Source organism: Ensifer sp. 38_S197, from assembly GCF_056924495.1.
The window spans coordinates 637,095-663,889 of record NZ_JBXOVZ010000002.1; the positions used below are offsets into that span (position 1 = coordinate 637,095).

A 26,795-nucleotide genomic window follows, 5' to 3' on the forward strand; every position below is an offset into this window, starting at 1 on the left:
CCGGTTGCACGGCGCTCTGGCGCTCCGCAGCAAGGAGAGACGGCCTCCGCCGGAGGCGAACAAGGATGAAACCAGATGAAAATTGTGATGGCCATTATCAAGCCGTTCAAGCTCGATGAGGTTCGCGAAGCCCTCACTGCTGTCGGCATCCAGGGCCTGACCGTAACCGAAGTCAAAGGCTACGGCCGCCAGAAGGGACATACCGAAATCTATCGCGGCACCGAATATGCCGTAAGCTTCCTGCCGAAGCTGAAGGTCGAAATCGCCGTTGCCTCGGAACTCGTCGACAAGGCCGTGGAAGCGATCGCGGCCGCCGCTAAGACCGGCCAGATCGGCGACGGCAAGATCTTCGTCTACGCCATTGACCATGCCGTGCGCATCCGCACCGGCGAAACCGATTCAGAAGCGTTGTAAATCACGCCGTTCAGGGAGCACTCCTCGATGTCATCACTTAAGCTTTCCACCTCTCTTGGACGCCTGGGCGCACTCACCGCCGCCCTGCTTGCGCCGGCCGTTGCCTTCGCGCAGGAAGCGGCTCCGGCCGCAGCGGCTGCAGCCGTACCGGTTCCGGACAAGGGCGATACTACCTGGATGCTCTTGTCCACCATCCTCGTTCTCCTCATGACGGTTCCCGGTCTTGCCCTCTTCTATGGCGGCCTGGTGCGGGCAAAGAACATGCTGTCCGTGCTGATGCAGGTTCTGATGATCACCGCGATCGTCATGATCATCTGGGTCACCTACGGTTATTCACTGGCCTTCACGGACGGCGGCTCGCTCAACCTGTTCGTCGGCGGCCTGTCGAAGATGTTCCTCGCCGGCGTCGACACGACCACGCTCGCCGAGAGCTTCTCCAAGGGTGTGTTCATCCCCGAATATGTTTTCGTCGTCTTCCAGATGACCTTTGCCTGCATCACGCCGGCGCTGATCGTCGGTGCCTTCGCCGAACGCATCCGCTTTTCGGCCGTCGTGCTGTTCGTCATTCTCTGGGTCACCTTCGTCTACTTCCCGATCGCCCACATGGTCTGGTTCTGGGGCGGCCCGAGCGCTTACACGGCTCCGACCGGCCTGATCTTCTCCTTCGGTGCGATCGACTTCGCCGGCGGCACGGTGGTTCACATCAACGCTGGCATCGCCGGCCTCGTCGGTGCCATCCTGCTCGGCAAGCGCACCGGCTATAAGAAGGAAATCATGGCGCCGCACTCGATGACGCTCACGATGGTCGGCGCGTCGCTGCTCTGGGTCGGCTGGTTCGGCTTCAATGCCGGCTCCAACCTCGAGGCCAACGCCTATGCCGCCCTCGCGATGATCAACACCTTCCTCGCAACCGCCGCCGCCATCATCTCCTGGGCCGTCGTCGAGACGCTCGTGCGCGGCAAGGCCTCGATGCTCGGTGCAGCGTCCGGTGCCGTGGCCGGCCTCGTCGCCGTCACGCCGGCTGCCGGCTTCGCCGGACCGATGGGCGCGATCGTGCTCGGCTTCATCGTCTCCCCGGTCTGCTACTTCTTCGTCGACGTCGTGAAGAACAAGTTCAACTACGACGACAGCCTCGACGTCTTCGGCGTTCATGGCGTCGGCGGCATCCTCGGCGCGATTGCCACCGGCATCCTCGTCAACCCGGCCCTCGGCGGCGCCGGCATCGTCGATTATTCGACGGCCGACTTCGCAGCCGGTTATGCCGGCACCGCAACCCAGGTCTTGGCACAGCTCAAGGGCGTCCTTGTCACCGTGGTCTGGTCCGGTATCGGTTCGTTCATCATCTTCAAGATCGTCGATTCGATCGTCGGCCTGCGTGTCTCGGTCGAAGCCGAACGCGAAGGCCTCGACCTCTCGTCCCACGGCGAAGCCGCATACCACGCCAGCTAAGCGCATCGTGGCGCCACAAAGGGCGCCACCCAAGTCCCGTCGCGATCCGTCTTTGCGGATCGCCTTTGGCCCGGATCGCAAGATCCGGGCCTTTTTCGTACGGATCTTCAGGACAGGCGCCGCTATTTTAGCGGCAACTACGCATGGTTAATGTCGCATTAACCGTACTCCGCTTAGGTTGATTCCATGGCACGCAATGTGCCCTAGAGATCGACACGGGCAGCAGGCAATATGAGCAGAAGCAATCCGGCAACGCTTGACAGCCGTTCCAACCGGTTCGTGCTAACCACCTTCGTTTGGCGACAGATCGCGTCGCTGGCGGGCTTTGCGCTGTTCGGCGCATTGGCGCTGGCTGTCGCGGCGCTATCGACATGGAACGTCGCCGACCCGAGCTTCTCCTATGCCACATCGGAAGCGCCGACCAATGTGCTTGGTTATCCGGGTGCGGCCTTTGCCGATATCTTCATGCAATTCTTCGGCCTTGCCAGCGTCGTCGCGCTGCTGCCGGCCGTTGCCTGGGCGCTGGTGCTGATCAGCGGCAAGCGCTTCGACAAGATATTCAAGCGCCTCGGCGCCTGGTTCATCGGCTCCGTGCTTGCCGGCGCGGCGCTGAGCTGCGTGCCCGCGCCCATCACCTGGCCCTTGCCCAATGGTCTCGGCGGCGTCTTCGGCGACATGATTCTCCGCTTTCCCGCACTCTTCACCGGCGCCTTCCCGACCGGCACGCTCGCGACCGTGCTCGCCTGCATCTTCGCGGCACCGGCCGCCTGGTGCCTGATCTACAGTGCCGGTCTCATCGGCGTCAGCGACGAAGAGGAAGACGAGGAGATTGCCGAACCGACTCCGAGCAAGGCGCGTACCGTTCGCGACGAGTTGGACGAGGACGACAGCGAAGGCCCCTTCACCCTGCTGATGGGCTCCTTCGCCCATATGCGCTACACGATGCATGCGCGCGTGCGCCGCATTTTCGGCATGAGCGGTACGCGCAGTTCGCCCAAGCGTCAGTATGACGAGCCTTACGACTTCAACAATGACGAGTTCGGCACCCTGAACGAGCCGGTCCGGCCGAAGCCGATGGCTGCCGGCGACCGCATCGAACCCTCGCTCGATCGCTCCGAACGCCGCATCGTCACGCCGCCGCCGATCATGGCCGACGGCGAGGACGACGATCTGCCCTTCGATATCGACGAGCGCCGCCCCGCCGGCATCCTGCCGGACGACGAGGACGATGATCCGGCATCCGACTGGGCGCCGCGGGCAGCGCCGCCGAAGCAGGGCCTGCCGAAATCGGGCTCGCGGGTGGCAACGCCGGCACCCCGCCCGAAAGCCGGCCAGCGGATCGAGCGCGAAGCCCAGCGCTCCTTCGTCGAGGACGATGGCGATTTCACGCTGCCGCCGATGCATTTTCTCGCCGAACCGAAGAATGTCAGCCGCGACGCTTCGCTGTCGCCCGACGCACTCGAACAGAATGCCCGCATGCTCGAAGGCGTGCTCGAGGATTTCGGCGTCAAGGGCGAGATCATCCACGTGCGCCCGGGTCCGGTCGTAACCCTCTATGAACTGGAGCCGGCGCCCGGCATCAAGTCGTCCCGCGTCATCGGCCTTGCCGACGACATCGCCCGCTCGATGAGCGCGATCGCTGCCCGCGTCGCCGTCGTTCCCGGTCGCAATGCCATCGGCATCGAACTGCCGAACCAGCGGCGCGAAACCGTCTACCTGCGCGAACTCATCGGCTCGCGTGACTTCGAGACTTCCAAGGCACGCCTTGCCATGGCGCTCGGCAAGACGATCGGTGGCGAGCCCGTGGTTGCCGATCTCGCCAAGATGCCGCATCTGCTCGTCGCCGGTACCACCGGCTCGGGCAAGTCGGTGGCGATCAACACGATGATCCTGTCGCTGCTCTATCGCCTGCGCCCGGATCAGTGCCGCCTGATCATGATCGACCCGAAGATGCTCGAACTCTCCGTCTATGACGGCATCCCGCACCTGCTTTCGCCCGTCGTGACCGATCCCAAGAAGGCGGTCGTCGCGCTGAAGTGGACGGTGCGCGAGATGGAAGAGCGCTACAAGAAGATGTCGAAGATCGGCGTGCGCAACATCGACGGTTTCAACAGCCGCGTCGAGCAGGCGCTTGCCAAGGGTGAATCGATCACCCGCACGGTACAGACCGGCTTCGACCGCCAGACCGGCGAGGCGATGTACGAAACGGAAGAATTCGATCTGTCGCCGATGCCCTATATCGTCGTCATCATCGACGAAATGGCCGACCTGATGATGGTCGCCGGCAAGGACATCGAAGGCGCCGTGCAGCGCCTCGCCCAGATGGCGCGTGCCGCCGGCATCCATGTCATCATGGCAACGCAGCGCCCCTCGGTCGATGTCATCACCGGCACGATCAAGGCCAACTTCCCGACGCGCATCTCATTCCAGGTCACCTCGAAGATCGACAGCCGCACGATCCTCGGCGAACAGGGCGCCGAGCAACTGCTCGGCATGGGCGACATGCTCTACATGGCCGGTGGCGGCCGCATCCAGCGCGTCCACGGCCCCTTCGTCTCCGACACCGAGGTCGAGGAGGTCGTCGCCTATCTGAAGACCCAGGGCGTGCCGCAATATCTCGATGCCATCACCGAGGACGATGACGAGGATGGTGACGGCGGCGGACCGGCCGGCACCTCCAACCTCGCCGATTCCGACGACCCCTACGATCAGGCGGTCGCGATCGTTCTGCGCGACGGAAAGGCTTCCACCTCCTACGTGCAGCGCCGCCTCGGCATCGGCTACAATCGGGCCGCATCGCTGATCGAGCGCATGGAGCAGGAAGGCATCATCGGCCCGGCGAACCACGCCGGAAAGCGCGAGATCCTGGTTCCGACCGAAGCGGAAATCACCGGCCGCTGATGCGGCCGACAGACAAGGGCAGACGTCCCGGACCAGGGGCCGAACCGGTAACGGTCATGTGAGAGCACAAGCCGCAAAGCTCGAAAATGGCGCCTTGAAGGCGCCGCACTTGCGCTCCAGATGATCGGTAAATGAAGGAGACTGAGATGACAGAGACCAAAATCGGCGAGCGCAATCCTCCGGTGATTTCGCGCCGCCTCTTCGTGTGCGGGCTTGCGGCGCTTGCCGGCATCGGCGGCACCGGTCTCGATCTCACCCAGGCTTTCGCCCAGGCGCCGAGCGCCGCCCAGAAGATCGCCGATCACTTCTCCTCGGTGAAGACCATGTCCGGTGAATTCGTGCAGTTCGGCCCGCGCGGCGAACAGACCGGCGGCAAGTTCTATATCCGCCGCCCCGGCCGCATCCGCTTCAACTACGAGGCCCCCTCGCCGATGCGCGTCATCGCCGACGGCAAGTCCGTGGTCATCGGCAACATGAAGCTCAAGACCTGGGACATCTATCCGCTGTCGAAGACGCCGCTCAACCTGCTGCTCAGCGAGAAGATCGACCTGACCGGCAAGATGGTGCGCGACGTCAAGGAAGAGTCCGACCTCATTACCATCGTGCTTGGCGACCGCTCGATTTTCGGCGATTCGACCATCACCATGATGTTCGATCCGAAGACCTACGATCTGCGCCAATGGACGATCACCGACGCGCAGAAGAAGGATACCTCGGTCATGATCTTCAACGTCCAGACCGGGATGCCGTTGGACGACAAGGTCTTCCAGATCCCCTACGACGAGGTCCGCAACAAGCGGGGCGGCTAGAGAGATCCAGCCGCCGGCATCCCGACTGCGGGCATGATGGACATAAGGCCGCCGGATGGCGGCCTTTTTCGTGCGATCCCGTTCGCGCATTCCTTGTCCCGGCGCGTCGGACCTGCTTAAAGCTCAGGTCAAACATCCATCCAAGCCGGCCTTCCCTTCGCGAACGTCCGGCCCCAGCCGATCAGGGAATGACGAATGGCCCTTTCCGTCGCCACATGGAACATCAATTCCGTTCGCCTGCGCATGCCGCTTGTCGAGCATCTCCTGAAGACGTGGCAGCCGGACATCCTCTGCCTGCAGGAAACCAAGTGCCCGAACGACCAGTTCCCTTCGAAGCCGCTGAAGGCGCTCGGCTACAACCATATCGAGATGCACGGCCAGAAGGGCTATCACGGCGTGGCGACGATCTCGCGCCTGCCGCTGCATGAGCTCAGCGACCGCCGTGACTATTGCGGCGTCGGCGATGCCCGCCACCTCTCGGTCGTCTTCGAGGCCGGCGGCAAGAAGATCCGGCTGCACAATTTCTATGTTCCGGCAGGCGGCGACGAGCCGGACCGCACCATCAACCCGAAATTCGGCCACAAGCTCGACTTCGTCGAGGAGATGAAGCTGCTGCACGCCGAGGCCGAGGCCGGCATTTCCTCGATCCTCGTCGGCGACCTCAACATCGCGCCACTCGAAGACGACGTCTGGTCGCACAAGCAGCTCCTGAAGATCGTCAGCCATACGCCGATCGAAACCGAGGGGCTGACCACGGTCATGACCGGCGGCGGCTGGGTCGACCTGATGCGCCAGCACACACCGGCCCCGACCAAGCTCTACACCTGGTGGAGCTACCGGGCGAAGGACTGGGAAGCTGCCGACCGCGGTCGCCGGCTCGACCACATCTGGTCCTCCGCCGACCTGGCGCCGGCGCTGAAGCACGTCGACATCCTGCGCGAAGCCCGCGGCTGGGAGCGCCCCTCCGACCACGTGCCGGTCATCGCCCACTTCGATATCTGACGCTTTTCCCTGAGCGGCGGCGCGCCTTCGGTGCTTGCCGATTCATCAAGAAAAACATGACTAAAAGAATCATATTTTTCTTGATGCGCATTTCCAAACGGACTATCCCTCTTTTCGGGCGGCGGGGACACCGCCTCCGGCAGCCGCTGGGCTGCCGTTTTCACTGATATTCGGGTGCTCCGCTCTGGCTTTCGCCGGAAAGCTTTCGTGCGCCCGCAAGAGGGCCAGACATGTCGAAGACCTTGCCGATCCACTTCACGCGCGCGTCGCGCCGCGCATTCTCCGCAGCCATTGTCCTGGCCGCAAGCGTTGCCGTCGTGTTCCTTTCGCCAACCGCAGCCTATGCGCAATCGGCCGAAAGCCAGAAGACGACACGGCTGGAAAAGATCGAGGTGACGGCCGGCAAGACAGCCGCGACGATCGCCGAGGATAACGACACGATTGCGCCGACGCGCAATGTCTCGGCGTTCAAGATCGATACGCCGCTGGTCGAAACGCCCCGCTCCGTCTCGGTGATCACACGCAAGGAACTCGAAGAGCGCGGCGTACAGGACATGATCCAGGCGACCCGTTACGCCGCCGGCGTCACGACGGGCGCCTTCGGCTTCGATCCGCGCTTCGACCAGATCTACATCCGCGGCTTCGAGACGACGACGACCGGCGACTTCCGCGACGGCCTGCGCCAGCCCTACATGAACTACGGCACCTTCCCGACCGAGGTCTACGGCCTCGAACGAATCGAGATCCTGAAGGGGCCGGTATCCGTCATGTATGGCGCAGCCGGCGTCGGCGGCATCGTCAATCGCATCTCGAAGATGCCAGAGGAGGAGACGCACCGCGAGGTCGAGCTGCAATATGGCACGATCGGCCGCACCCAGGCCGCCTTCGATTTCGGTGGCCCGGCAACGGCCGAGGGCGATTTCCTCTACCGCATCGTCGGGCTCTTCAGGAACGGCGAGACCAACTACGACGTCGCCGACGACCGTTACCTGCTGCAACCCTCCTTTACCTGGAGGCCGGACGAAGGCACGTCGCTGACCGTCTACGGTCTCGGCCAGAAAGGCGAGAGCGACGCCAGCCCGAGGGTGCTCGAACATGATGGCCGGCTGCTGCGCTACAGCGATCCGGACTACGACTATCAGAAGGTCCGGCAGTATCAGGCGGGCTACAAGTTCGAACATGAATTCGACAACGGCCTGACCTTCCGCCAGCATGGCCGCGTTAGCGATCTCGACCTGAAGGCCCGTTACCTGCAGTTCGGGGCCGAGGTGGCACCCGACGTCTTTGACCGCTCTCCCGTCGCCATCAAGGACGACCAGCGCGCCTACCAGATCGACAATCAGCTCGAGGCAGTCTTCGACACCGGCGCGGTCTCCCACACGCTCCTGACCGGCCTCGACTATTCCTGGATCACCTCCGACTTCGGCCTCGGCTTCGGCGCCGTCGATCCGGCCTATCGTTTAGACCTCAACAACCCCACCTTCGGCGTCAGCGGCCCGACGCCTGATCTCACCAGCTTCAGCGGACGGGATCTCCGCCAGACCGGCATCTATGTCCAGGACCAGGTGGAGTTCGGCAACTGGCGCGCCGTCGGCGGCCTTCGCTACGACCGAGTCGATCAGACCGGTACCAACAAGAACACCGGCGTCGTCGATCGCAAGGACGATGGCGAACTGACCGGACAGGCGGGCCTTCTCTACCTCTTCGACAACGGGATTGCGCCCTATGCCAGCTACAGCACTTCCTTCGTGCCGCGCACCGAACTTTCGGCTGACGGCACCGTGCTTGATCCGACGACCGGCGAGCAGATCGAGCTTGGCGTGAAGTACCAGCCGGAAGGCGAGACCTACTCGCTGAGTGCGGCTTACTATCGGATCGTCGAGACCGGCGCGCCGCAATATGTGTCGGACGCGTCGCTTCCCGCCGGCTACTATTACAAATCATCAGGCGAGGTGACGACCAATGGCTTCGAGGTGGAAGGACGAAGGGAGTTCGACAACGGCCTGAGCTTTATCGCCGCCTATAACTACAACGACGCCGAAATCACCGGGAACGTCGACCCGTCGCTGATCGGCAATGTGCCGTCAACGAAGCCGCGCCATGTCGCATCGCTCTGGGTCAACTATCTGCTGCCCGACGATACTGAGCTTGCGGGCTTGAGCCTCGGCGGCGGCATGCGTCTGGCATCGAGCTCCTACACATCCGATGCCAACACGGCCAAGAACGGCGGCGCCGTCTATTTCGACGCCTCGATCGCCTACGACTTCGGTGCCAGGAACCCCGAACTCGACGGGCTGTCGCTCGCCGTCAGCGCCACCAATCTCGGCGACCGCCGCGAAGAGATCTGCACCGATGGCTACTGCTATTTCGGCCAGGGCCGCACGGTGCTCGGTTCGCTGAAATACCGGTGGTAACGGAAGGAAGCCAGTTATCGGAGTTCAGGCAAAGCGGCCGGCGAGCGCGCCGGCCCGGCGGATCATCGCCTGCAGGTTCTCGCGGATGCGCACTTCGACGAGTTCTGCCACTTCCGGGTATTCTTCCAGCATGCGGCGGAAGAGCGGCCGGTTGATGCGGATGACCTCGCTGTCTTCCTCGGCGGTTGCCGTGAACTTGCGTTCGACCATCGAGATCAGGGCCAGTTCCGACAGAAGTGCACCACGGCCGACCGTGGTGACCTGCGCCAGGGAACCGTCGGCGCCTGCCTTCGACAAGGACAGGCTGCCGCTCGCGATCGCATAGGCGCAATCGGCGGGCGCCCCTTCGCGAAACAGTTCCTGCCCCTTGAATATGCGGCGCCGCTCCGCGCCGAAGGCGATCAGCCGCAGCTTGTCCTCGCTGATATCGGCAAACAGCGGCACGTTGGACAGAAGCACGATATCATCGTTGAGCGCCAAGCGGCTAACCTCCGGAAGTCACGTCGCTGCCGACCCGGCAGGGCGGTAACGGAAAACGGAACATGGCGTGGAGCTGTTTCGCGCCATGCATACCCCGGCTACGGAACGATCTTGTAGCCGCCGTTCTCTGTCACCAAAATCTCGGCATTGGAAGGGTCCCGCTCGATTTTCTGGCGCAGCCGGTAGACATGGGTTTCCAGCGTGTGGGTGGTGACGCCGGAATTGTAGCCCCAGACCTCTTCCAGAAGCACGTCGCGCGTCACCACCTTCTGGTCGGCGCGGTAGAGGTAGCGGATGATCGCCGCTTCCTTCTCGGTGAGACGAATCTTTTGGCCGTTCTCAAGCGTCAGCAACTTCTGGCTGGGTTTGAACGTGTAGGGCCCGACGCTGAAGGTCGCGTCCTCGCTCTGCTCGTGCTGGCGCAACTGCGCCCGAATGCGGGCAAGCAGCACGGCGAAGCGGAACGGCTTTGTCACATAGTCGTTGGCGCCGGCCTCGAGTCCGAGGATCGTGTCCGAATCGGTGTCGTGGCCGGTCAGCATTATGATCGGCGCCTTGAAACCGCCCTTGCGCAGAAGTTTCACCGCCTCGCGGCCATCCATGTCGGGTAGGCCGACGTCCATGATCAGCAGATCCACCTGCTGCCCACGTGCGGTCTGGATACCCTTGGCGGCGGTCGCCTCCTGGATGAGATCGAATTCTTCGTAGAGCGAGAGTTGCTCGACCAATGTCTCGCGCAGGTCATTGTCGTCATCGACAAGAAGAATGGTACGGGTCGCCATTGGACAATTCCTGTTTGCTTCCATTTTCAAACTAGCTCAAATGCCTGTGTTGGCAAGCGAACCAGCTTTGCTACAGCGCCGCGCGTCTTATCAGACGCGCAAAGGTCGCTGTAGAACTTTGATTTGCTGCATGTCTTTGTCCTTAAATCGAGGTCGATTTAAGGAGACATGCAGTAGATCGTTATATTCGCAACCGTGCTTATGGTGCCCCCAAATCACGGGCAAAGCAAAAATCCGTGAGAATGATGCGCAAGAAAACGTCGGGAAAAAGACCAGCCAAATCCATCATCACAGTCCGCCCGGCGCCGCGCGATCGAAGGCGGGCACTGGTTTGCTTCGACGGCCGCGTCGAGCAGGCGGCGATCGGACGAAGCGGCATCACCAGCCTGAAGCGCGAGGGTGACGGCGCCACCCCACGCGCCGCAATGAAGCTGATCGGCGGTTATGTCAGGCGCGATCGGCTCTCCCTGCCGCCCACGCCGTTGCCGACGCGGACCACGCGCAAGGGCATGCTGTGGTGCGACGCGTCAGGCCACGCCCAATACAATCGTCCGGTCATGGCACCTTTCACGCCGAGCCATGAGGAGATGATGCGCGAGGACGGGCTCTATGACATCTGCCTGGTGATGGATTGGAATCTCATCGCTCGCCGGCGAAATGCCGGCTCGGCGATCTTCTTCCACTTGATCCGGCCGGGTTATGAGCCGACGCAGGGCTGCGTCGCGGTCAGCCTGCCCGCCATGTCGCGGCTGATCCCGCATATGCGGCGCGGCACCACTGTCCAGGTTCTCTGATACCGGCCAGGGCGAAAGCATGTCGCGCAAAAGTGCGCGGCGGTTTTGCGATAACGACATGCAAAATATCAAGGACTTAAAGCAAGGAGCGAATCTGATCGCGACACGCTGGTGTCACTCAGGCCAGCGACCGGGGCGTCACGAAACGCCGGAGCTTGGCGCCGCCGGGCGCAAGCTCCCGCCAACCCGTTGCTTCGAATTCGAGCACGGCAAGGGCAGCCGTCGGAAACTTGTCCGCCATACGCATGCGCAAGTCCGCATCGCCGGAACCGACGAGTTGGAACGCCAGGTCCTCCAAACCGGGATTGTGGCCGACGACGAGCAGCGTCCTGACGGCCGGATCGGTGGCGCGGAGGACGCTCAGGATCTGGGCCGCCCCCACTTCGTAGATCGCGCGGGTATTCTCGACCGCGATTCCCGTCGGCAGAGCCGCCGCCACCAATTGCCAGGTCTCCTGTGCACGTTTCGCCGTCGAGACAAGGGCGCGTTCCGGCACGAGCTCATGCTGCTTCATGTAGTCGCCCATCCGGGGCGCCGCCTTGCGGCCACGCTCGCCAAGTGGGCGATTGATATCGGCGACGCCCGCCGGCCAGGCGGACTTGGCATGCCGAAGCAGCATCAGGCAGTAGTTGTGAACAGGCAGATCGTCGCTCATCCATCGTCCTCCCACGGCTCTTCAGGTCATGAGTGGACAGCTTAGCGCATTTCGCCGAGCCGCGCGGAATGCCTGCTGCATGTCTCCTTAAATCGACCTCGGTTTAACGACAAAGACATGCAGCAAATCAAAGTGCTCAGTCACCTTTGCGCGTCCGATAAGACCGCGGCCCGCAGACAAAAAAGGCCGCCCCGAAGGGCGGCCATTTGCGCCGGAAAAGCTCAGATCCGGCTTATTTCCATTCGCGGATGTCGACGAAGTGGCCCGCCACCGCCGCGGCGGCTGCCATGGCCGGCGAGACCAGATGCGTGCGGCCCTTGAAGCCCTGGCGACCTTCGAAGTTGCGGTTCGACGTCGACGCGCAACGCTCGCCGGGCTTCAGTCGGTCGTCGTTCATCGCCAGGCACATGGAGCAGCCCGGCTCGCGCCAGTCGAAGCCGGCTTCCTTGAAGATCTTGTCGAGGCCCTCGGCCTCGGCCTGTTCCTTCACGAGGCCGGAGCCCGGAACGATCATCGCCGAAACGGTCGAGGCGACCTTGCGGCCTTCGACGACCTGGGCGACCGCCCGCAGGTCCTCGATGCGGCCGTTGGTGCAGGAGCCGATGAAGACGCGATCGATGGCAATGTCGGTGATCTTCGTGCCTGGCTTCAGGCCCATATAGTCGAGCGCGCGCCACTTGGAGGCCCGCTTGGTCTCTTCCTGGATTTCGTCCGGGTTCGGAACGATGCCCTGAACCGAAATGACGTCTTCCGGCGAGGAGCCCCAGGAAACGATCGGCGGCAGGTTGGCGGCGTCGAGCACGACGACGCGGTCATAATGCGCGCCTTCGTCCGTGTGCAGCGTCTTCCAGTAGTCGAGCGCCATGTCCCAGGCCTTGCCCTTCGGGGCGCGCGGCTTGTCCTTGATATAGGCAAACGTCGTCTCGTCGGGCGCGATCAGGCCGGCGCGGGCGCCGCCTTCGATCGTCATGTTGCAGATGGTCATGCGGCCTTCCATCGACAGCGAGCGGATCGCCTCGCCGGCAAATTCGATGACGTGGCCGGTGCCGCCGGCTGTGCCGATCTCGCCGATGATCGCGAGAATGATGTCCTTGGCGGTGACGCCGGGCGGAAGCTGGCCGTCGACGCGAACCAGCATATTCTTCGCCTTCTTCTGGATCAGCGTCTGGGTCGCGAGCACGTGCTCGACTTCGGAGGTGCCGATGCCGTGGGCCAGCGAACCGAAGGCGCCATGCGTCGAGGTGTGGCTGTCACCGCAGACGATGGTCATGCCCGGCAGGGTGAAGCCCTGCTCCGGGCCGACGATGTGCACGATGCCCTGGCGCTTGTCGTTCTCGGAATAGTATTCGACACCGAAGTCGGCGGCGTTCTTGGCGAGCGCCTCGACCTGGATGCGGCTTTCCTCGTTCTTGATGCCGAGATGGCGGTCGGCCGAAGTCGGAACGTTGTGGTCGACAACGGCGAGCGTCTTTTCCGGTGCGCGGACCTGGCGGCCGGCCATGCGCAGGCCTTCGAAGGCCTGCGGGCTCGTCACTTCGTGAACGAGGTGACGATCGATGTAGAGAAGACAGGTGCCGTCTTCCTGTTCGTTGACCAGGTGGTCATCCCAGATCTTGTCATAGAGGGTACGCGGTGCGCTCATGGCGGTATATCCATCGAGTTTTCAAAAGGTAGGGGAGTCCGGCGCGGCAGGGCGGCCGGGAACGCTGATCAGGAGATCAGGATAGGCGGCTTGTAAGCGCCCCATGGACACGCGCAAAGAAACGTGCCGGCAGGCGCTTGTGATCCTGCAGCACGACGATTTTCTGTTCGCGACATCCGAATTTGGATTCCATGGCCGTGTTCATATCAATTTTCTGACAGGTCGGCAATCGGTGGAAGCGGCCTCAGCGCCGCTCGGCACGTCGCAGCCGCCGCTCCAGCGCCCGCAATGCCAGAGACAGGCCGATGGTCAGCACCAGGTAGACATAGGCGACGATCGAGTAGGTCTCGAAGAAGCGGAAGGAGCCGGAGGCGTAAACCTTGCCCATCTGCGTGATGTCGGCGACGCCGAGCACCGACACCAGCGAAGAATCCTTGACCATGGCGACGAAGTCGTTGCCGAGCGGCGGCAGGATCACGCGGACCGCCTGCGGGAAGATGACGAGGCGAAAACGCTGATAGCGCGTAAGTCCCAGCGCCTTCGCAGCCTCGACCTGCCCCTTGTCGACCGAAAGGATGCCGGCCCGGAACACCTCGGCGATGAAGGCGGAATAGCCGATCATCAAGGCGATGATTGCACGCCACATCAGCGAGATGTCACGCACGACGACCGGGTCCATCCAGCCGGCACTGATCAATGGCGCACAGACGAAATTGGCGGCGACGACCAGCGCCGGCGCTCCAACGAAGGCAATGTAGAACAGCAGAACCAGGATCGGCACGCCGCGGATGACTTCGGTATAGAAGCGTGCGATCTGCCGAAGCGCCGTGTGCTCGGAGAGCGCCATCAGCGCGATACCGAGGCCGAGCGTCGTCGCCAGCACGAACCCCATGAGGGTCACGAAAACGGTAACGCCGAGGCCCTTGAAGACCACAGTGAAAACTTCGGAAAAGATGTCATTGCTGACGATCACGGCGGCAAGCGCCACCGCGATCACGAGAAGGGCGACCAACCACCAGGGATAGTCGCCCTTGCCGGACATATCAGGAGATTGCGGGGCAGCCACTCAGATCAGCCGCCCATCTTGTATTCGAGGAACCATTTCTTATCGAGGGCATCGAAGGTGCCGTCTTCCTTCAAGGCCTTGATCGCGGCGTTGACCGGAGCGACAAGATCCGAGCCCTTCGGGAAGATGAAGCCGAAATCCTCGGTGCCGAGCGGGCCACCGACGACCTTGAGCTTGCCCTCGGAGGAATCGACATAGCCCTTGGCGGCGACGCTGTCGGTCAGTACCACGTCGACGTCGCCGGCCTTCAGCGCCTGGACGGTCGCACCGAAGGTCTCGAACAGCTTGATGCGCGGGTTCTGCTCGTTGCCGTCAAGCATTTCGTAGACGGCAGTGTAGAACGGCGAGGTGCCCGGCTGGGCGCCGACGAGGCCGTCGGCAAAGGCGCCGAAGCTCTTGCCGTCGTTGAAGCGGTTTTCGTCGCTGCGCACCAGCATGAACTGCTGCGACCGCATATAGGGGTCCGAGAAGTCGACCTTCTCCTTGCGGTCATCCTTGATGGTGATGCCGGTCATGCCGATCTGGTACTGGCCGTCATGCACCGCCTGGATCATCGCGTCCCAGCTGGTGTTCTGGTATTCGACCTTGAAATTCAACCGCTTGGCGATCTCGTTCATGGCGTCGTATTCCCAGCCCTTGGCCTCGCCGGTCTTCGGATCGACGAACTGCAGCGGCGGGTAGGCGTTCTCTGTGACGACGACGACCGTCTTGCCGCCGAGATCGGGCAGGTCGCTGGCAGTGGCCGGTGCAGAAAATGCGAAAGGAACGGCAAGTGCGGCTGCGATGCCCGCAAGCACGTGGCGACGGATTGTCATTGGAGGGCTCCCGAATATTGTGGCAGCGGAAAATGTCACAAATTCCGTCGAAAAGACAAGCGGATAGTACCAAAAAAGAAAGGCGGCCTCGGCCGCCTTTCCAACAATCCGCCGCTGCATGTTCCCTTAAGTCTTACCAACTTAAGGACAAGAACATGCAGCAACTCAATTTTCTACAGCGACCTTTGCGCGTCCAAGACGCGCGGCGCTGTAGGGATTGAAAACTTATTCTGCTGCGGCTTCCGCTGCTGCCTTTGCTTCGGCGGCTTCGGCTGCTGCCTTCTCGGCGGCGAGCGCCTGAGCTGCTGCAACCTTTTCAGCCTCGATGCGTGCCTTTTCCTCGGCAATCGCCTGGCGCTCGGCTTCGTTCAGCTTGCGGGCGCGCGTGCCGGTGTTCTCAACGATACGAGCCGACTTGCCGCGACGGTCGCGCAGGTAGTAGAGCTTGGCGCGACGGACCTTACCGCGGCGAACCACTTCGACGCTCTCGACGAGCGGAGAGTAAACCGGGAATACGCGCTCGACGCCTTCGCCGTAGGAGATCTTGCGAACGGTGAAGCTTTCGTTGATGCCGCCGCCCGAACGGGCGATGCAGACGCCTTCATAGGCCTGTACGCGGGTACGGTTGCCTTCGACAACGCGGACGTTGACGCGCAGCGTGTCGCCTGCGGAGAATTCGGGGAGCGTGCGCTTGGCGGCGATCTTGGCGGCCTGTTCGGCTTCCAGCTGCTGGATGATGTTCATCGGTCTAACCTTTCAAGTTCTTCTGAAACAGCCAGAGCGCTCTCGATGAACCTGTCGGGCTTGCCTTCAGGTCTTGCCGGAAACCGACAGGAGCGGATTCGCCATTCTTTGTTGTGGTCGACGGGCACAGAACCCGAACCGGGGCGGCACATACACCAATCGGTTCGGCTTGTCATCCCCGGAAGCCATATTTTCTCGGCGATCCGCGCCGAACATGATGAATCTATCAGAAAATCCGCAAATAGGCGCGGGCGATTATCGGACGCAACGGACTTGCGGCCGCCACAACCACCGGCTATCCCGAGCGTGGTGGGTCGGGGGAGACCATGCATATCTTCGAAGTTCTCATGCTTTTTGCGGCCGGCTTCTTGTCCGGTGTCGTCAATGCCATCGCCGGCGGCGGAACGTTCCTGACCTTCGGGGCGATGACCCTTGGCGGCCTTTCGCCGATCGTCGCCAATGCGACCTCGTCGATCATCCAGTTCCCGGGCTATATCACCTCGGCACTCGCCTATGCCAAGGAGATCCGCGCCGACAAGCGCTATGCAATGCTGCTCGGTGTAATCTCGGCGCTCGGCGGCCTGGGCGGCGCGCTGCTACTCGTCTCGCTTTCCAACGCCTCCTTCCGCGCGCTGGTCCCCTGGCTGCTGCTTGCGGCAACGGCGATCTTCGCCGCCGGGCCGCTCTTGAAGCCCAAGGCGCGCGTTGACGAGCATGCGATCAATCCGGCCGGCATCGGCGCCCAGTTCGTCACCTCCGTCTATGGCGGCTTCTTCGGCGCCGGCATGGGCATCATGATGCTGGCAGTGCTGGGGCTGGCCACCGGTGGCGGCTACCACCGGCTGAACGCGCTCAAGAACTTCATCTCGATCGTGATTGCCGCGATCGCCATCGTCGTCTTTGCCGCCGGCGGCGTCGTCTCCTGGCTGCATGCGGCGATCATGGTGCCGGGAGCGGCCCTTGGCGGTTACTCCGGCGTCTGGGCGGCCAGGCGCGTGCCGCAGGCGATCATCCGCGCTCTCGTTGTCGCCGTCGGCCTGCTGCTGGCCGCCTATTATTTCTTCACGGGCTGATCGAGAAGGTCGGGCCTGCGCTCGGCGGTGAGGCGTTTCGCCTCCGCCTCGCGCCACTTGGCAATCGCGCCGTGGTTGCCCGAGGTCAGCACCGCCGGGATTTCGCGGCCTTCGAAGACCTGCGGCCGGGTATAATGCGGATGCTCGAGCAGCCCGCCTTCGAAGCTTTCATGAACGCCAGAAAGCTCGTTGCCCATGACGCCTGGCAGGATGCGCACCACGGCATCGAGCAGCGTCAGCGCCGCCGGCTCGCCGCCGGAAAGAATATAATCGCCGATCGAAACCTCTTCGAGGCCGCGGGCATCGATCACCCGCTGGTCGACGCCTTCAAACCGTCCGCAGACGATGACGACACCGGGACCGGCGGCAAGTTCGCGCACCCGCGCCTGCGTCAGCGGCCGGCCGCGCGGGCTCATCAGCAGCCGCGGGCGATCATCGCCCTCAGAAACATGGTCGATCGCCCGGGCGAGCACGTCGGGCTTCAACACCATGCCGGCACCACCGCCCGCCGGCGTATCATCGACGGTGCGGTGCTTGTCCTCGGCAAAATCGCGGATCTGCACCGCCTCGATCGACCATTGGCCGCGCTCCAGCGCCTTGCCCGAAAGGGAAACGCCGAGATGGCCCGGAAACATTTCCGGATAGAGCGTCAGAACAGTCGCACGAAAGGTCATCGCCGCATCGTTCACTTGCGTTTTGTGGAAAACGGACTGTCCGAATCCTGATCCTTGTCGTCGGAAAGACCCGCGGCAACCGGATCGACCAGCAGCTTGCCCGCTTCCAGATCGATCTCCAGCACCGACCATTCGGTAAAGGGGATCAGCACCGGACGCCTGCCCGGACCCTTCAGCTCCAGGAGATCACCGGCGCCGAAGTCGAAAACGCCGCTGACCTTGCCGTAGCTGGTGCCATTGCCGTCGATCGCTTCCAGGCCCTCGAGATCGGCATAGAAGAACTCGTCCTCGTCAAGATCCTCGTCCGGCAGGTTGTCCCGCTCGATGAAGAGCTCGAGGCCATTGAGCGCCTCGGCGGCATTGCGGTCGTTGACGCCGCGGAAGCGCACGATGACGACATTCTTCGCCTCGCGGACTTCGAGCACCTCGAACACGCGGCCGTCGGCACTGTGCAGGTTGCCGTAGTCGCCGAGCGCCGTCGGATCGTCGGTAAAGGACTTGACCCTGACCTCGCCGCGCAAGCCTTGCGCCGCGCCGATCGTCGCCATCAGAACCGGGTTTTCGAGTTTGCTCATCGTCCGCGTCCGTTTCGGGATATATCGGTGCACATAACGGAAAACGGGCGGCATGGAAATGCCACCCGTTTCCTTATGTCACGGCAAGCCGGAGCGGGGATGCGGTCGAAAGACCGCCGATCCCGCTCCGAACCGTTTGCCGGCGATTATTCCGCGGCAGCTTCTGCAGCGGCAGCAGCAGCTTCTTCAGCCTTCTGCTTGGCTTCAGCAGCGCGCTCCTGAGCCTTCTTGCCCGGAACGGCCTTGGCCGGGTTGTTGCGAGCCGGACGCTTTGCCAGGCCAGCCTGGTCGAGGAAGCGCAGAACGCGGTCGGTCGGCTGAGCGCCCTGGGCGATCCAGTGGGCGACGCGCTCGGCGTCGAGCTCGACGCGCTTTTCGTCGTCCTTGCCGAGCATCGGGTTCCAGGAGCCGATCTTCTCGAGGAAGCGGCCGTCGCGCGGGCTGCGGGCGTCGGCAACGACGATCTGGTAGTACGGACGCTTCTTGGAACCGCCACGGGCGAGACGAATTTTCAGTGCCATTTCAGTTACTCCTTGCAGGCTTTCTTGACCGCTTCGTTCAAGCGGAATGGTTTGTGCCGGCGTTACCCGCGTTATGCGAGCGATCGGCGGCGATGGCTTCATGATGCCGGATGACTTCCTTGATGATGAAGTTCAGGAACTTCTCGGCGAAATCCGGATCCAGATTGGCATCCTTGGCCAGGCGGCGCAGGCGTTCGATCTGGTATTCTTCGCGCGCCGGGTCGGCCGGCGGCAGATCATGCTTGGCCTTGAGAACGCCGACTGCCTGGGTGCAGCGAAAACGTTCGGCCAGCATGTGGACGAGCGCGGCATCGATGTTGTCGATCGACTGCCGGTAGCCCGCCAATTCCTGTTTGATTTCGGGATCAATCATCTCTTACCGATCCTCACTTCTTCTTCGGCAGGCCGGGAAGGCCGGGGAAACCGCCGCCGAGGCCCGGAAGCTTGGCGCCGCCCAGACCCGGCAGGCCACCGCCGCCAAGGCCCGGCATTCCACCCGGCTTGAGGCCGGCGGCTTCCGCCTGCTTCTGCAGCGCTTCGAGCTGCTTCGGGTCGAGCTTCGACAGGTCAGGCATGCCGCCGCCACCGAGGCCACCGAGGCCCATCTTGTTGGCAAGGCCGCCCATCATCTGCTTCATCATGCCGCCTTTGCCCTTGCCGCCCATCATCTTCATCATGTCCGCCATCTGGCGGTGCATCTTCAGAAGCTTGTTGATGTCGGCGGCATCGGTGCCGGAACCGGCGGCGATGCGCTTCTTGCGCGAGTGCTTGAGAAGGTCCGGATTGGTGCGCTCGGCCTTGGTCATCGACGAGATGATCGCGAGCTGGCGCTTGAAGAGCGTGTCGTCGAGACCGGCCGCAGCCATCTTGTCCTTCATGCCGGCCATGCCGGGCATCAGGCCCATGATGCCGCCCATGCCGCCCATCTTCTGCATCTGCTTGAGCTGGTCGGCGAGATCGTTGAGGTCGAACTTGCCCTTGGCCATCTTGGCGGCCATGGCCGCCGCCTTCTCGGCATCGATGTTCTCGGCCGCCTTTTCGACCAGCGAAACGATGTCGCCCATGCCGAGGATGCGGTCGGCGATGCGGCGGGGATGGAACTCTTCGAGCTCGCCCATCTTCTCGCCGACACCGATGAGCTTGATCGGCTTGCCGGTGACGGCCCGCATCGAGAGCGCCGCGCCGCCGCGGCCGTCGCCATCCATGCGGGTGAGCACCAGGCCGGTGATGCCGACGCGTTCGTCGAAGTTGCGGGCGAGGTTGACGGCGTCCTGACCGGTCAACGCATCGGCGACGAGCAGGATTTCATGCGGATTGGACTTCCGCTTGATCTCCGCCATCTCGATCATCAGCGGCTCGTCGATATGGGTACGGCCGGCTGTGTCGAGGATGACGACGTCGTGACCGCCGAGCTTGGCAGCCTGGACGGCGCGCGCGGCGATATCGGTCGGCGACTGGCCGGCAATGATCGGCAGCGTGTCGACGCCGGTCTGCACGCCGAGCTGACGCAGTTGCTCCTGGGCTGCCGGACGGCGCGTGTCGAGCGAAGCCATCAGGACCTTTTTCTTGTCCCGCGACTTCATCCGGTTGGCGATCTTGCCTGTCGTCGTCGTCTTACCCGAGCCCTGCAGACCGACCATCATGATGACGACGGGCGCCGGCGCATTGAGGTCGATGGCGACCCCCTCGGATCCGAGCATCTCGATGAGCTCGTCATGGACGATCTTGACGACCATCTGGCCGGGCTTGATCGACTTCAGGATCTCGGCGCCGACGGCCTTCTCGCGAACCTTTTCAGTAAAGGAGCGCACGACATCGAGCGCGACGTCGGCTTCGAGCAGCGCACGGCGAACCTCGCGGAGCGCGGCGGAAACATCGGCTTCCGACAATGCGCCGCGGCCGGTCAGTCCATTCAATATGGAACCAAGGCGGTCCTGGAGGCTCTCGAACATTCTTACTTCCTTCTGGTTTCCGGTGGCGATCAACTCGCCGGAAACGTGGGTTCCTTCGCGCGGAAAACAAGGCGCAAAGCCAAAAACCACCCGAGGGCGCGACGCGCTGTCGGATGGTGACCTCCGGGTTCTCTTTATACCTTGGCGGGACCCGGTCGGCGGCTTCGAAGACTTGAGCTTGCGAAGGAATTGCGGCGGATAAACAGGAAAGCGCGGCAAAAGTCAAGGACGGCAGGGCAATGAGGGCGCTTCAGGCTCAAGGCGCCTCGCCCTCGACCTCTTCGCCCAGTTCCCCGGCGAGTTGCTCGAAGGCCGTCGCGACCCGCGTCATTACCCTGAGCGCCGCCACCACTTCGGTCTGGTTGATGTCACCAAGCAAGGCGTGCAGCATCTCGACTTCGCGGCGATGGATTTCCTCGAACAGATCGCGCCCGGCAACCGTCGGAGTGCAAAGATAGGCGCGCCGATGTTCCGGATTCGGCTGCTTCTCGAGCAAACGCTTGTCCATCAGCCCGGTGACGATGCGCAGCACGAACTGCCGCTTCATCGACAGGCGTCGCGCCGCCTCCGGCACGGTTAGCTGCATTTCGCAAAAAAGCTCGAGAACCGCACGCTCGGCCACGGATATGCCGGCCCCATCGAGCATATGCTCCGACGCGCGTTGCATATTGAGATGGACGGAGCGGACCAGCTTCAGGGTCTTGTAGAGGCGTTCATGCGGATCGAATCGAACGAGCATACGAACACGATAGCAATCCAGTTGCTGTCTTCAAGAATTTATTAAGGCCCGACCTTCCATCGCCTGCGCCGGTGTACCATTTGATTCAGTCACGAGACCTGCCGAAAGGCTCCGGATGAAGAAGACGCCCAATCCATATTATCGAGGCCCCGTCTCCGATCATTTTGACGGAACCCGCTTCTTCAATCCCGGCGGCAAGCCGCCCAAGGGCATGGCGGACCTGCTGCGCTGGCAGTTCGGCGGCGGCAAGGTCCGCTGGCCGGCGCACAATCCAAGTCCGTTCGCGCAGGTGAAGCCCGAACTCAGCGTCGAAGGCGAACGCCTGCGCGTGACGATGGTCGGCCATGCGACGCTGCTTATCCAGGTGCACGGCGTGAACATTCTTACCGACCCCGTCTGGGCGCATCGCGCCAGCCCCTTCGCCTTCGCCGGCCCGCAGCGCCGCAATGCCCCCGGCATCGAGCTCGACGATCTGCCGCCGATCGACATCGTGCTGGTCACCCACAACCATTACGACCATCTCGATGTCGAAACGCTGGCCGCGCTTCACCAAGAGCACACGCCCAGGATCATCACTCCGCTCGGGAACGACACGATCATCCGCCACGCCGTTCCCGATGCCGAGATAACGGTGGTCGACTGGCACGACCGGGTCGATTGCGGCGATGACATCGTGATCCACGCGGAGCCCTGCCACCACTGGTCGGCCCGCGGCTCACGCGACCGGCGCATGGCGCTCTGGGCAGCCTTCGTTCTGGAGACGCCGGCAGGCAAGATCTACCATGTCGGCGACACCGGCTTTCACGGCGGCACAAACTATCGCGCCGCCCGCGAAAAACACGGCGCTTTCCGTCTCGCCAACTTGCCCTTCGGTTCCTACGAACCGCGCTGGTTCATGCAGGACCAGCACCAGAACCCGGAAGAAGCGGTGCGTGGCATGATCGATTGTGCCGCCGCCCACGTCGCCGGCCACCATTGGGGCACGTTCCGCCTGACCGACGAGGGCGTCGACGAGCCCCGACTGGCGCTGGAACGGGCGCTCGATGCGGCCGGCATCGCCCGCGCCCGCTTCCGGCCGCTACGCCCCGGCGAGGTCTTCGACGTGCCTGCTGCCGCATCCGCCGGGGAATGAAGGCGGCACTGGTAATTTCCGGGCTTTTCCGCCATATACAGCCCGAATGAAGGGTGCCCCGTTTGATGCGGGCCGGTTTGGACCATCGCCACATGACCGACAACGTGCAATTCGCCAGAATGAACGGGCTTGGAAACAAGATCCTCGTCGTCGACATGCGCGGCCGGAAGGACCGGGTGACGCCCGCAGCCGCGATCGCGCTCAATGCCGACCCGGCAACGGCCTTCGATCAGATCATGGCGATCCACGACCCGAAGGCCGCCGGCACCGACGCCTGGATCGACATCGTCAATTGCGACGGCTCCATGGCCCAGGCCTGCGGCAACGGCACGCGCTGCGTCGTCCAGGCGCTTGCCGCCGAAACCGGCAAGAAGGCGTTCACCTTCCAGACCGTCGCCGGCATCCTGAATGCCGCGGAGCATGAGGACGGCACGATATCGGTCGATATGGGCAAGCCAGTCTTTGCCTGGAACAGGATCCCGCTTGCCGAGGAGTTCGCCGATACGAGCCGCATCGAATTGCAGATCGGCCCCATCGACAATCCCGTCCTGCATTCGCCCTCGGCCATGTCGATGGGCAATCCGCACGCGGTCTTCTGGGTCGACAAGGATCCGATGTCCTTCGATCTCGATCGCTTCGGTCCGCTGCTTGAAAACCATCCGATGTTTCCCGAGCGCGCCAACATCACGCTGGCACAGGTGCTTTCGCCCGCGTCGCTGCGCACCCGCACCTGGGAACGGGGCGCCGGGCTGACGCTTGCGTGCGGCTCGGCAGCCTGCGCTGCAGCCGTCAGCGCCGCACGCACGGGTCGCACCGGCCGCAAGGTGACGATCGACGTCTCCTCCGCCCCGGCCCCGGCCAAGCTGACGATCGAATGGCGCGAGCGCGACGATCACGTGATCATGACGGGACCTGCCGAATGGGAATGGTCCGGCACGCTGAACCCCACCACCGGCACCTGGCAGCGCGAGGGAGCCGAGGCCAGCGGAGCGCAGGCGCTTTGAGCGGCGTCGAGGTCATAACGTTCGGCTGCCGCCTCAATACCTACGAATCCGAAGTGATGCGGGCGGAAGCCGAGAAGGCGGGGCTGAACAACGCCATCCTCGTCAACACCTGCGCCGTCACCGGCGAGGCGGTACGCCAGGCGCGCCAGGCGATCCGTCGCGCGCGCCGCGAGAACCCGCATGCCCGCATCATCGTCACCGGCTGCGCCGCGCAGACGGAAAAGGAGACCTTTGCCGGAATGGCCGAGGTCGACGCCGTGCTCGGCAACGAGGAAAAACTCAAGAGCGCCTCCTATCGCGCCCTGCCCGATTTCGGCGTCTCGGCGGAAGAAAAGCTGCGCGTCAACGACATCATGAGCGTGCGCGCCACGGCACCGCAGATGGTCAAGCACATCGACGGCCACGTGCGCGCCTTCATCCAGGTGCAGAACGGCTGCGACCATCGCTGCACCTTCTGCATCATCCCCTATGGCCGCGGCAATTCCCGCTCCGTACCGATGGGCGACGTCGTCGACCAGGCGCGCAAGCTCGTCGAAACCGGCTACTGCGAGATCGTGCTGACCGGTGTGGACGCCACCAGCTACGGCGCCGACCTGCCGGGCACGCCGACGCTCGGCCTGCTTGCGAAGACGCTTCTGAAACAGGTGCCCGACATCCGCCGCCTGCGGCTCTCCTCGATCGACGGCATCGAGGCTGACAAGCATCTCTTCGACCTGATCGCCGACGAGGCGCGCTTCATGCCGCATCTGCACCTGTCGCTGCAGCATGGCGACGACCTGATCCTGAAGCGCATGAAACGCCGGCATTCGAGCGCCGATGCCCGCGCCTTCGCCGATCAGGTCCGGCGCTTGCGCCCCGGGATCAGTCTCGGCGCCGACATGATCGCGGGTTTCCCGACGGAGACCGAGGAGATGTTCGAGAATGCCGCAAAGCTCGCCGAGGATTGCGGCATCGCGCATCTGCACGTCTTTCCCTATAGCCCGCGTCCGGGCACGCCGGCCGCACGCATGCCGCAGCTCGATCGAGCGCTCGTCAAGGATCGTGCCGCCCGCCTGCGCACCGTCGGCGCAACGCTTTACGCGCAGCATCTCGAAGGCATGGTCGGCAGCGAACAGACGATCCTGGTCGAGAACAACGGGCTCGCCCACACCGAAAACTTCACGCTCGTCGACGCCGCCGGCCTGAAAGCCCGCGCGCTTGTCCCGGTCACGATCACCGGCCACAATGGCAAGCATCTGACGATGCAGGTAAAACAGATGGCTGCGGCCTGATTTATGCGGAATTCCTGAATGGCAATGGGTTTCATCAAGAGGATCTTCACCTTCGGCAAGGGTGCGGTGGAGGAAACGAAGCCGCCGGAAGGTGTGCCTGACGAGACGATTGTCTCTTCGCCCGAGGCGGAGCGGCAGCCTGAGCCAAGCGCTGAGGCAGTCGAGCCGTCTGCCCCTGTCGCCGAGGCAGAGATCGTCGAGGAAAGCCCCGAAGCCGCCTTCGAACCGCCTGTTGATATCGAGACGCTGCCTCTCTCCGAGGACGATCCGGTGCTCGAAGCCGAGATCGAGACCGCCGGTGGACCGGCTTCGGATGATGCCGAAGAGTTGGCTACCGACGAGATCGAAACCGCGGCCATCGAAGATGCTGCAGTACCCCCCTCTGTCCCTTCGGGACATCTCCCCCACAAGGGGGGAGAACAGGTGGAGACCCAGGCCGCCGCTGAAGAAACACCATCCGCTATCGAAGCTGCGGAAGCTGTCGCTGACGAGGAGCCCGTGGATGCGGATGGCACGCTCGTAACCTCCGCCCCCCATGCAGAGGTTGCAGACAATGCCGAGCGTCTCGAGGCAACGGCAGATGATGGCGCCCCGGCATCCGCGCCGGAAACCCCGGCCAGCGAGGAGCTCCCCTTGGACGCCGCGGGCGAGCCCAGCACAATCTCCCCCACAGTGGGAGAGATGCCCGGCAGGGCAGAGGGGAGTGAAGCCGCAGCCCTCCGAGAAGGCTCCGAGACAGCAGAGAACACCGCCGCAGACGCAACGACCGACATCGCCCCGAGCGAGGCAGGCGAAGCCGAGCTAGCTGCAGCCCGTGCCCTCCCCAAGGGCTTCTCGGCCACCGAGCGCAAACCCAGGGAGGAACCGGTCGCCGCGCCGAAGGAAAAGCTCACCTGGTACCAGCGGCTGCGCCGCGGCCTTGCACGCACCTCGTCGCAGCTCACCGGCCAGATCGCCAGCCTCTTCACCAAGCGCAAGCTCGACGAAGCGACGCTGCAGGACCTCGAAGACCTGTTGATCCAGGCCGACCTCGGCGTCGAAACGGCGATGCGCATCACCGATACGCTCGCCTCCGAGCGCTACGGCAAGGATGTTTCCGGCGAGGACGTCTCGCGCATCATGGCCGGCGAGATCACCAAGGTGCTTTCGCCCGTCGCCAAGCCGCTGGAGCTGGATCTCAGCCACAAGCCGCACGTCATCCTGGTGGTCGGCGTCAACGGCACCGGCAAGACCACGACGATCGGCAAGCTCGCCGCCAAGCTTTCGGGCGCGGGCCTGAAGGTCATGCTCGCCGCCGGCGACACATTCCGGGCCGCGGCGATCGAGCAGCTCAAGATCTGGGCGGAGCGCACAAACTCCGACATCGTCTCCTCCAAACTCGGCGCCGATGCGGCCGGCCTTGCCTATGAGGCGTTCCAGCAGGCGCGCGAGAAGAAGTCCGACGTCTTGATCATCGACACCGCCGGCCGCCTGCAGAACAAGGCGGAGCTGATGGCCGAGCTCGAAAAGATCGTCCGCGTGCTCGGCAAGCTCGATCCGGACGCGCCGCATACCGTGCTGCAGACCCTCGACGCCACCACCGGGCAGAACGCCCTGCAGCAGGTCGAGATCTTCCGCAACGTCGCCGGCGTGAGCGGCCTGATCATGACCAAGCTCGACGGCACGGCGCGCGGCGGCATCCTCGTCGCCATCTCCGCCAAGCATAAGCTGCCGGTCTATTTCATCGGCGTCGGCGAAGGCGTCGACGATCTGGAACCGTTCGAGGCCAAGGATTTTGCCGAAGCGATCGCTGGCGTCGCCGCCTGACGAGGCGTTGCGCGTTGGCGTGAGGCCGCCGTCTTGATATGGTTTTGCCGCAAAGCTGGTGTTAAGAGCAGCAGGCACATG

General features: G+C 63.4%; 25 protein-coding genes. 12 read left to right on the plus strand and 13 right to left on the minus strand.

What is annotated here, in order from left to right; all coding sequences use genetic code 11:
- Positions 1-75 precede the first annotated feature (75 nt).
- The 6 genes from AC1Z3V_RS16335 (at position 76) to AC1Z3V_RS16360 (ending at position 8,989) form a co-directional block, all read left to right on the plus strand.
- Entirely contained in the window at positions 76-414 is a 339-nt protein-coding gene (locus tag AC1Z3V_RS16335) for a P-II family nitrogen regulator (RefSeq protein ID WP_077968248.1), read from the plus strand.
- Positions 415-441: 27 nt separating this feature from the next.
- Positions 442-1,863 carry an ammonium transporter gene (locus tag AC1Z3V_RS16340; protein WP_429814763.1) on the plus strand — a complete coding sequence of 474 codons (1,422 nt, stop codon included), beginning with the start codon at positions 442-444 and terminating at the stop codon, positions 1,861-1,863.
- A 231-nt stretch (positions 1,864-2,094) separates the two neighbouring features.
- Positions 2,095-4,764, plus strand: a complete 2,670-nt coding sequence (locus AC1Z3V_RS16345; protein WP_483500405.1) for an FtsK/SpoIIIE family DNA translocase — start codon at positions 2,095-2,097, stop codon at positions 4,762-4,764.
- Between the two features lie 146 nt (positions 4,765-4,910).
- A complete protein-coding gene (locus AC1Z3V_RS16350) occupies positions 4,911-5,573 on the plus strand; it encodes an outer membrane lipoprotein carrier protein LolA (protein ID WP_429814757.1) in 663 nt (220 codons plus the stop codon).
- A 195-nt stretch (positions 5,574-5,768) separates the two neighbouring features.
- On the plus strand, positions 5,769-6,575 hold the full coding sequence (locus AC1Z3V_RS16355) for an exodeoxyribonuclease III (protein WP_247959417.1): 807 nt from the start codon (positions 5,769-5,771) through the stop codon (positions 6,573-6,575).
- Positions 6,576-6,805: 230 nt separating this feature from the next.
- Positions 6,806-8,989: a TonB-dependent siderophore receptor gene (locus AC1Z3V_RS16360; protein WP_483500407.1), complete on the plus strand. Its 2,184-nt coding sequence runs from the start codon at positions 6,806-6,808 to the stop codon at positions 8,987-8,989.
- 24 nt (positions 8,990-9,013) lie between these two features.
- Here AC1Z3V_RS16360 and AC1Z3V_RS16365 read toward each other — a convergent pair whose 3' ends face one another.
- Both AC1Z3V_RS16365 and AC1Z3V_RS16370 read right to left on the minus strand, forming a co-directional pair.
- Entirely contained in the window at positions 9,014-9,469 is a 456-nt protein-coding gene (locus AC1Z3V_RS16365) for a cyclic nucleotide-binding domain-containing protein (protein ID WP_429814751.1), read from the minus strand.
- Positions 9,470-9,567: 98 nt separating this feature from the next.
- Positions 9,568-10,251, minus strand: coding sequence for a response regulator transcription factor (locus AC1Z3V_RS16370; RefSeq protein ID WP_429814748.1), 684 nt, complete (start codon positions 10,249-10,251; stop codon positions 9,568-9,570).
- 245 nt (positions 10,252-10,496) lie between these two features.
- Here AC1Z3V_RS16370 and AC1Z3V_RS16375 point away from each other — a divergent pair, with 245 nt between their 5' ends.
- Positions 10,497-11,045 (plus strand): L,D-transpeptidase family protein, encoded by a 549-nt coding sequence (locus AC1Z3V_RS16375; protein WP_483500409.1) that lies wholly within the window; start codon positions 10,497-10,499, stop codon positions 11,043-11,045.
- A 118-nt stretch (positions 11,046-11,163) separates the two neighbouring features.
- Here the strand turns inward: AC1Z3V_RS16375 and AC1Z3V_RS16380 are convergent, their stop codons facing one another.
- From AC1Z3V_RS16380 to rplS, 5 genes are all read right to left on the minus strand, one after another.
- Positions 11,164-11,700 (minus strand): SixA phosphatase family protein, encoded by a 537-nt coding sequence (locus AC1Z3V_RS16380; RefSeq protein WP_429814742.1) that lies wholly within the window; start codon positions 11,698-11,700, stop codon positions 11,164-11,166.
- A 232-nt stretch (positions 11,701-11,932) separates the two neighbouring features.
- Positions 11,933-13,342: a 3-isopropylmalate dehydratase large subunit gene (leuC, locus tag AC1Z3V_RS16385; RefSeq protein ID WP_429814739.1), complete on the minus strand. Its 1,410-nt coding sequence runs from the start codon at positions 13,340-13,342 to the stop codon at positions 11,933-11,935.
- A 244-nt stretch (positions 13,343-13,586) separates the two neighbouring features.
- A complete protein-coding gene (locus tag AC1Z3V_RS16390; RefSeq protein WP_483504099.1) occupies positions 13,587-14,384 on the minus strand; it encodes an amino acid ABC transporter permease in 798 nt (265 codons plus the stop codon).
- Positions 14,385-14,413: 29 nt separating this feature from the next.
- Entirely contained in the window at positions 14,414-15,223 is an 810-nt protein-coding gene (locus tag AC1Z3V_RS16395; RefSeq protein ID WP_173517823.1) for a basic amino acid ABC transporter substrate-binding protein, read from the minus strand.
- A gap of 225 nt (positions 15,224-15,448) precedes the next feature.
- Positions 15,449-15,967: a 50S ribosomal protein L19 gene (gene rplS, locus AC1Z3V_RS16400; RefSeq protein WP_043625625.1), complete on the minus strand. Its 519-nt coding sequence runs from the start codon at positions 15,965-15,967 to the stop codon at positions 15,449-15,451.
- A 326-nt stretch (positions 15,968-16,293) separates the two neighbouring features.
- On the opposite strand from rplS, the gene AC1Z3V_RS16405 reads away from it, so the two are divergent.
- On the plus strand, positions 16,294-17,040 hold the full coding sequence (locus tag AC1Z3V_RS16405; protein WP_483500411.1) for a sulfite exporter TauE/SafE family protein: 747 nt from the start codon (positions 16,294-16,296) through the stop codon (positions 17,038-17,040).
- On the opposite strand, the gene trmD is transcribed toward AC1Z3V_RS16405, so the two are convergent.
- The 6 genes from trmD to AC1Z3V_RS16435 all read right to left on the minus strand — a co-directional run bounded on the left by trmD (position 17,022) and on the right by AC1Z3V_RS16435 (position 21,501).
- Positions 17,022-17,714, minus strand: a complete 693-nt coding sequence (trmD, locus tag AC1Z3V_RS16410) for a tRNA (guanosine(37)-N1)-methyltransferase TrmD (protein WP_173517826.1) — start codon at positions 17,712-17,714, stop codon at positions 17,022-17,024. The genes AC1Z3V_RS16405 and trmD overlap by 19 nt on opposite strands.
- An 11-nt stretch (positions 17,715-17,725) precedes the next feature.
- Entirely contained in the window at positions 17,726-18,289 is a 564-nt protein-coding gene (gene rimM, locus AC1Z3V_RS16415; protein ID WP_483500413.1) for a ribosome maturation factor RimM, read from the minus strand.
- 146 nt (positions 18,290-18,435) lie between these two features.
- Positions 18,436-18,810 carry a 30S ribosomal protein S16 gene (gene rpsP, locus AC1Z3V_RS16420; protein ID WP_429814724.1) on the minus strand — a complete coding sequence of 125 codons (375 nt, stop codon included), beginning with the start codon at positions 18,808-18,810 and terminating at the stop codon, positions 18,436-18,438.
- Positions 18,811-18,847: 37 nt separating this feature from the next.
- Positions 18,848-19,183, minus strand: coding sequence for a chorismate mutase (locus AC1Z3V_RS16425; RefSeq protein WP_065374094.1), 336 nt, complete (start codon positions 19,181-19,183; stop codon positions 18,848-18,850).
- A 13-nt stretch (positions 19,184-19,196) separates the two neighbouring features.
- The gene (gene ffh / locus AC1Z3V_RS16430; protein WP_483500415.1) at positions 19,197-20,762 is read right to left on the minus strand and encodes a signal recognition particle protein; all 1,566 of its coding nucleotides are present in this window, start codon (positions 20,760-20,762) and stop codon (positions 19,197-19,199) included.
- 256 nt (positions 20,763-21,018) lie between these two features.
- Complete coding sequence (locus tag AC1Z3V_RS16435) at positions 21,019-21,501, minus strand: MarR family winged helix-turn-helix transcriptional regulator (protein ID WP_483500417.1); 483 nt, start codon at positions 21,499-21,501, stop codon at positions 21,019-21,021.
- A 115-nt stretch (positions 21,502-21,616) separates the two neighbouring features.
- Here AC1Z3V_RS16435 and AC1Z3V_RS16440 point away from each other — a divergent pair, with 115 nt between their 5' ends.
- The 4 genes from AC1Z3V_RS16440 to ftsY all read left to right on the plus strand — a co-directional run bounded on the left by AC1Z3V_RS16440 (position 21,617) and on the right by ftsY (position 26,714).
- Entirely contained in the window at positions 21,617-22,633 is a 1,017-nt protein-coding gene (locus AC1Z3V_RS16440; RefSeq protein ID WP_483500419.1) for an MBL fold metallo-hydrolase, read from the plus strand.
- 92 nt (positions 22,634-22,725) lie between these two features.
- The gene (dapF, locus tag AC1Z3V_RS16445) at positions 22,726-23,637 is read left to right on the plus strand and encodes a diaminopimelate epimerase (protein ID WP_429814713.1); all 912 of its coding nucleotides are present in this window, start codon (positions 22,726-22,728) and stop codon (positions 23,635-23,637) included.
- Complete coding sequence (mtaB, locus tag AC1Z3V_RS16450) at positions 23,634-24,908, plus strand: tRNA (N(6)-L-threonylcarbamoyladenosine(37)-C(2))-methylthiotransferase MtaB (RefSeq protein ID WP_483500421.1); 1,275 nt, start codon at positions 23,634-23,636, stop codon at positions 24,906-24,908. Before dapF ends, mtaB begins: the two co-directional genes overlap by 4 nt.
- Positions 24,909-24,926: 18 nt before the next feature.
- The gene (ftsY, locus tag AC1Z3V_RS16455) at positions 24,927-26,714 is read left to right on the plus strand and encodes a signal recognition particle-docking protein FtsY (protein WP_483500423.1); all 1,788 of its coding nucleotides are present in this window, start codon (positions 24,927-24,929) and stop codon (positions 26,712-26,714) included.
- Positions 26,715-26,795: the final 81 nt, after the last annotated feature.

What these genes read in the sequence shown, in the direction of transcription:
- AC1Z3V_RS16335 (WP_077968248.1), top strand. Translation starts at nt 76, where the DNA reads ATGAAAATTGTGATGGCCATTATCAAGCCGTTCAAGCTCGATGAGGTT.
- AC1Z3V_RS16340 (WP_429814763.1), top strand. Translation starts at nt 442, where the DNA reads ATGTCATCACTTAAGCTTTCCACCTCTCTTGGACGCCTGGGCGCACTC.
- AC1Z3V_RS16345 (WP_483500405.1), top strand. Translation starts at nt 2,095, where the DNA reads ATGAGCAGAAGCAATCCGGCAACGCTTGACAGCCGTTCCAACCGGTTC.
- AC1Z3V_RS16350 (WP_429814757.1), top strand. Translation starts at nt 4,911, where the DNA reads ATGACAGAGACCAAAATCGGCGAGCGCAATCCTCCGGTGATTTCGCGC.
- AC1Z3V_RS16355 (WP_247959417.1), top strand. Translation starts at nt 5,769, where the DNA reads ATGGCCCTTTCCGTCGCCACATGGAACATCAATTCCGTTCGCCTGCGC.
- AC1Z3V_RS16360 (WP_483500407.1), top strand. Translation starts at nt 6,806, where the DNA reads ATGTCGAAGACCTTGCCGATCCACTTCACGCGCGCGTCGCGCCGCGCA.
- AC1Z3V_RS16370 (WP_429814748.1), bottom strand. Translation starts at nt 10,251, where the DNA reads ATGGCGACCCGTACCATTCTTCTTGTCGATGACGACAATGACCTGCGC.
- AC1Z3V_RS16375 (WP_483500409.1), top strand. Translation starts at nt 10,497, where the DNA reads ATGCGCAAGAAAACGTCGGGAAAAAGACCAGCCAAATCCATCATCACA.
- AC1Z3V_RS16380 (WP_429814742.1), bottom strand. Translation starts at nt 11,700, where the DNA reads ATGAGCGACGATCTGCCTGTTCACAACTACTGCCTGATGCTGCTTCGG.
- leuC (WP_429814739.1), bottom strand. Translation starts at nt 13,342, where the DNA reads ATGAGCGCACCGCGTACCCTCTATGACAAGATCTGGGATGACCACCTG.
- AC1Z3V_RS16390 (WP_483504099.1), bottom strand. Translation starts at nt 14,384, where the DNA reads ATGTCCGGCAAGGGCGACTATCCCTGGTGGTTGGTCGCCCTTCTCGTG.
- AC1Z3V_RS16395 (WP_173517823.1), bottom strand. Translation starts at nt 15,223, where the DNA reads ATGACAATCCGTCGCCACGTGCTTGCGGGCATCGCAGCCGCACTTGCC.
- rplS (WP_043625625.1), bottom strand. Translation starts at nt 15,967, where the DNA reads ATGAACATCATCCAGCAGCTGGAAGCCGAACAGGCCGCCAAGATCGCC.
- AC1Z3V_RS16405 (WP_483500411.1), top strand. Translation starts at nt 16,294, where the DNA reads ATGCATATCTTCGAAGTTCTCATGCTTTTTGCGGCCGGCTTCTTGTCC.
- trmD (WP_173517826.1), bottom strand. Translation starts at nt 17,714, where the DNA reads ATGACCTTTCGTGCGACTGTTCTGACGCTCTATCCGGAAATGTTTCCG.
- rimM (WP_483500413.1), bottom strand. Translation starts at nt 18,289, where the DNA reads ATGAGCAAACTCGAAAACCCGGTTCTGATGGCGACGATCGGCGCGGCG.
- rpsP (WP_429814724.1), bottom strand. Translation starts at nt 18,810, where the DNA reads ATGGCACTGAAAATTCGTCTCGCCCGTGGCGGTTCCAAGAAGCGTCCG.
- AC1Z3V_RS16425 (WP_065374094.1), bottom strand. Translation starts at nt 19,183, where the DNA reads ATGATTGATCCCGAAATCAAACAGGAATTGGCGGGCTACCGGCAGTCG.
- ffh (WP_483500415.1), bottom strand. Translation starts at nt 20,762, where the DNA reads ATGTTCGAGAGCCTCCAGGACCGCCTTGGTTCCATATTGAATGGACTG.
- AC1Z3V_RS16435 (WP_483500417.1), bottom strand. Translation starts at nt 21,501, where the DNA reads ATGCTCGTTCGATTCGATCCGCATGAACGCCTCTACAAGACCCTGAAG.
- AC1Z3V_RS16440 (WP_483500419.1), top strand. Translation starts at nt 21,617, where the DNA reads ATGAAGAAGACGCCCAATCCATATTATCGAGGCCCCGTCTCCGATCAT.
- dapF (WP_429814713.1), top strand. Translation starts at nt 22,726, where the DNA reads ATGACCGACAACGTGCAATTCGCCAGAATGAACGGGCTTGGAAACAAG.
- ftsY (WP_483500423.1), top strand. Translation starts at nt 24,927, where the DNA reads ATGGCAATGGGTTTCATCAAGAGGATCTTCACCTTCGGCAAGGGTGCG.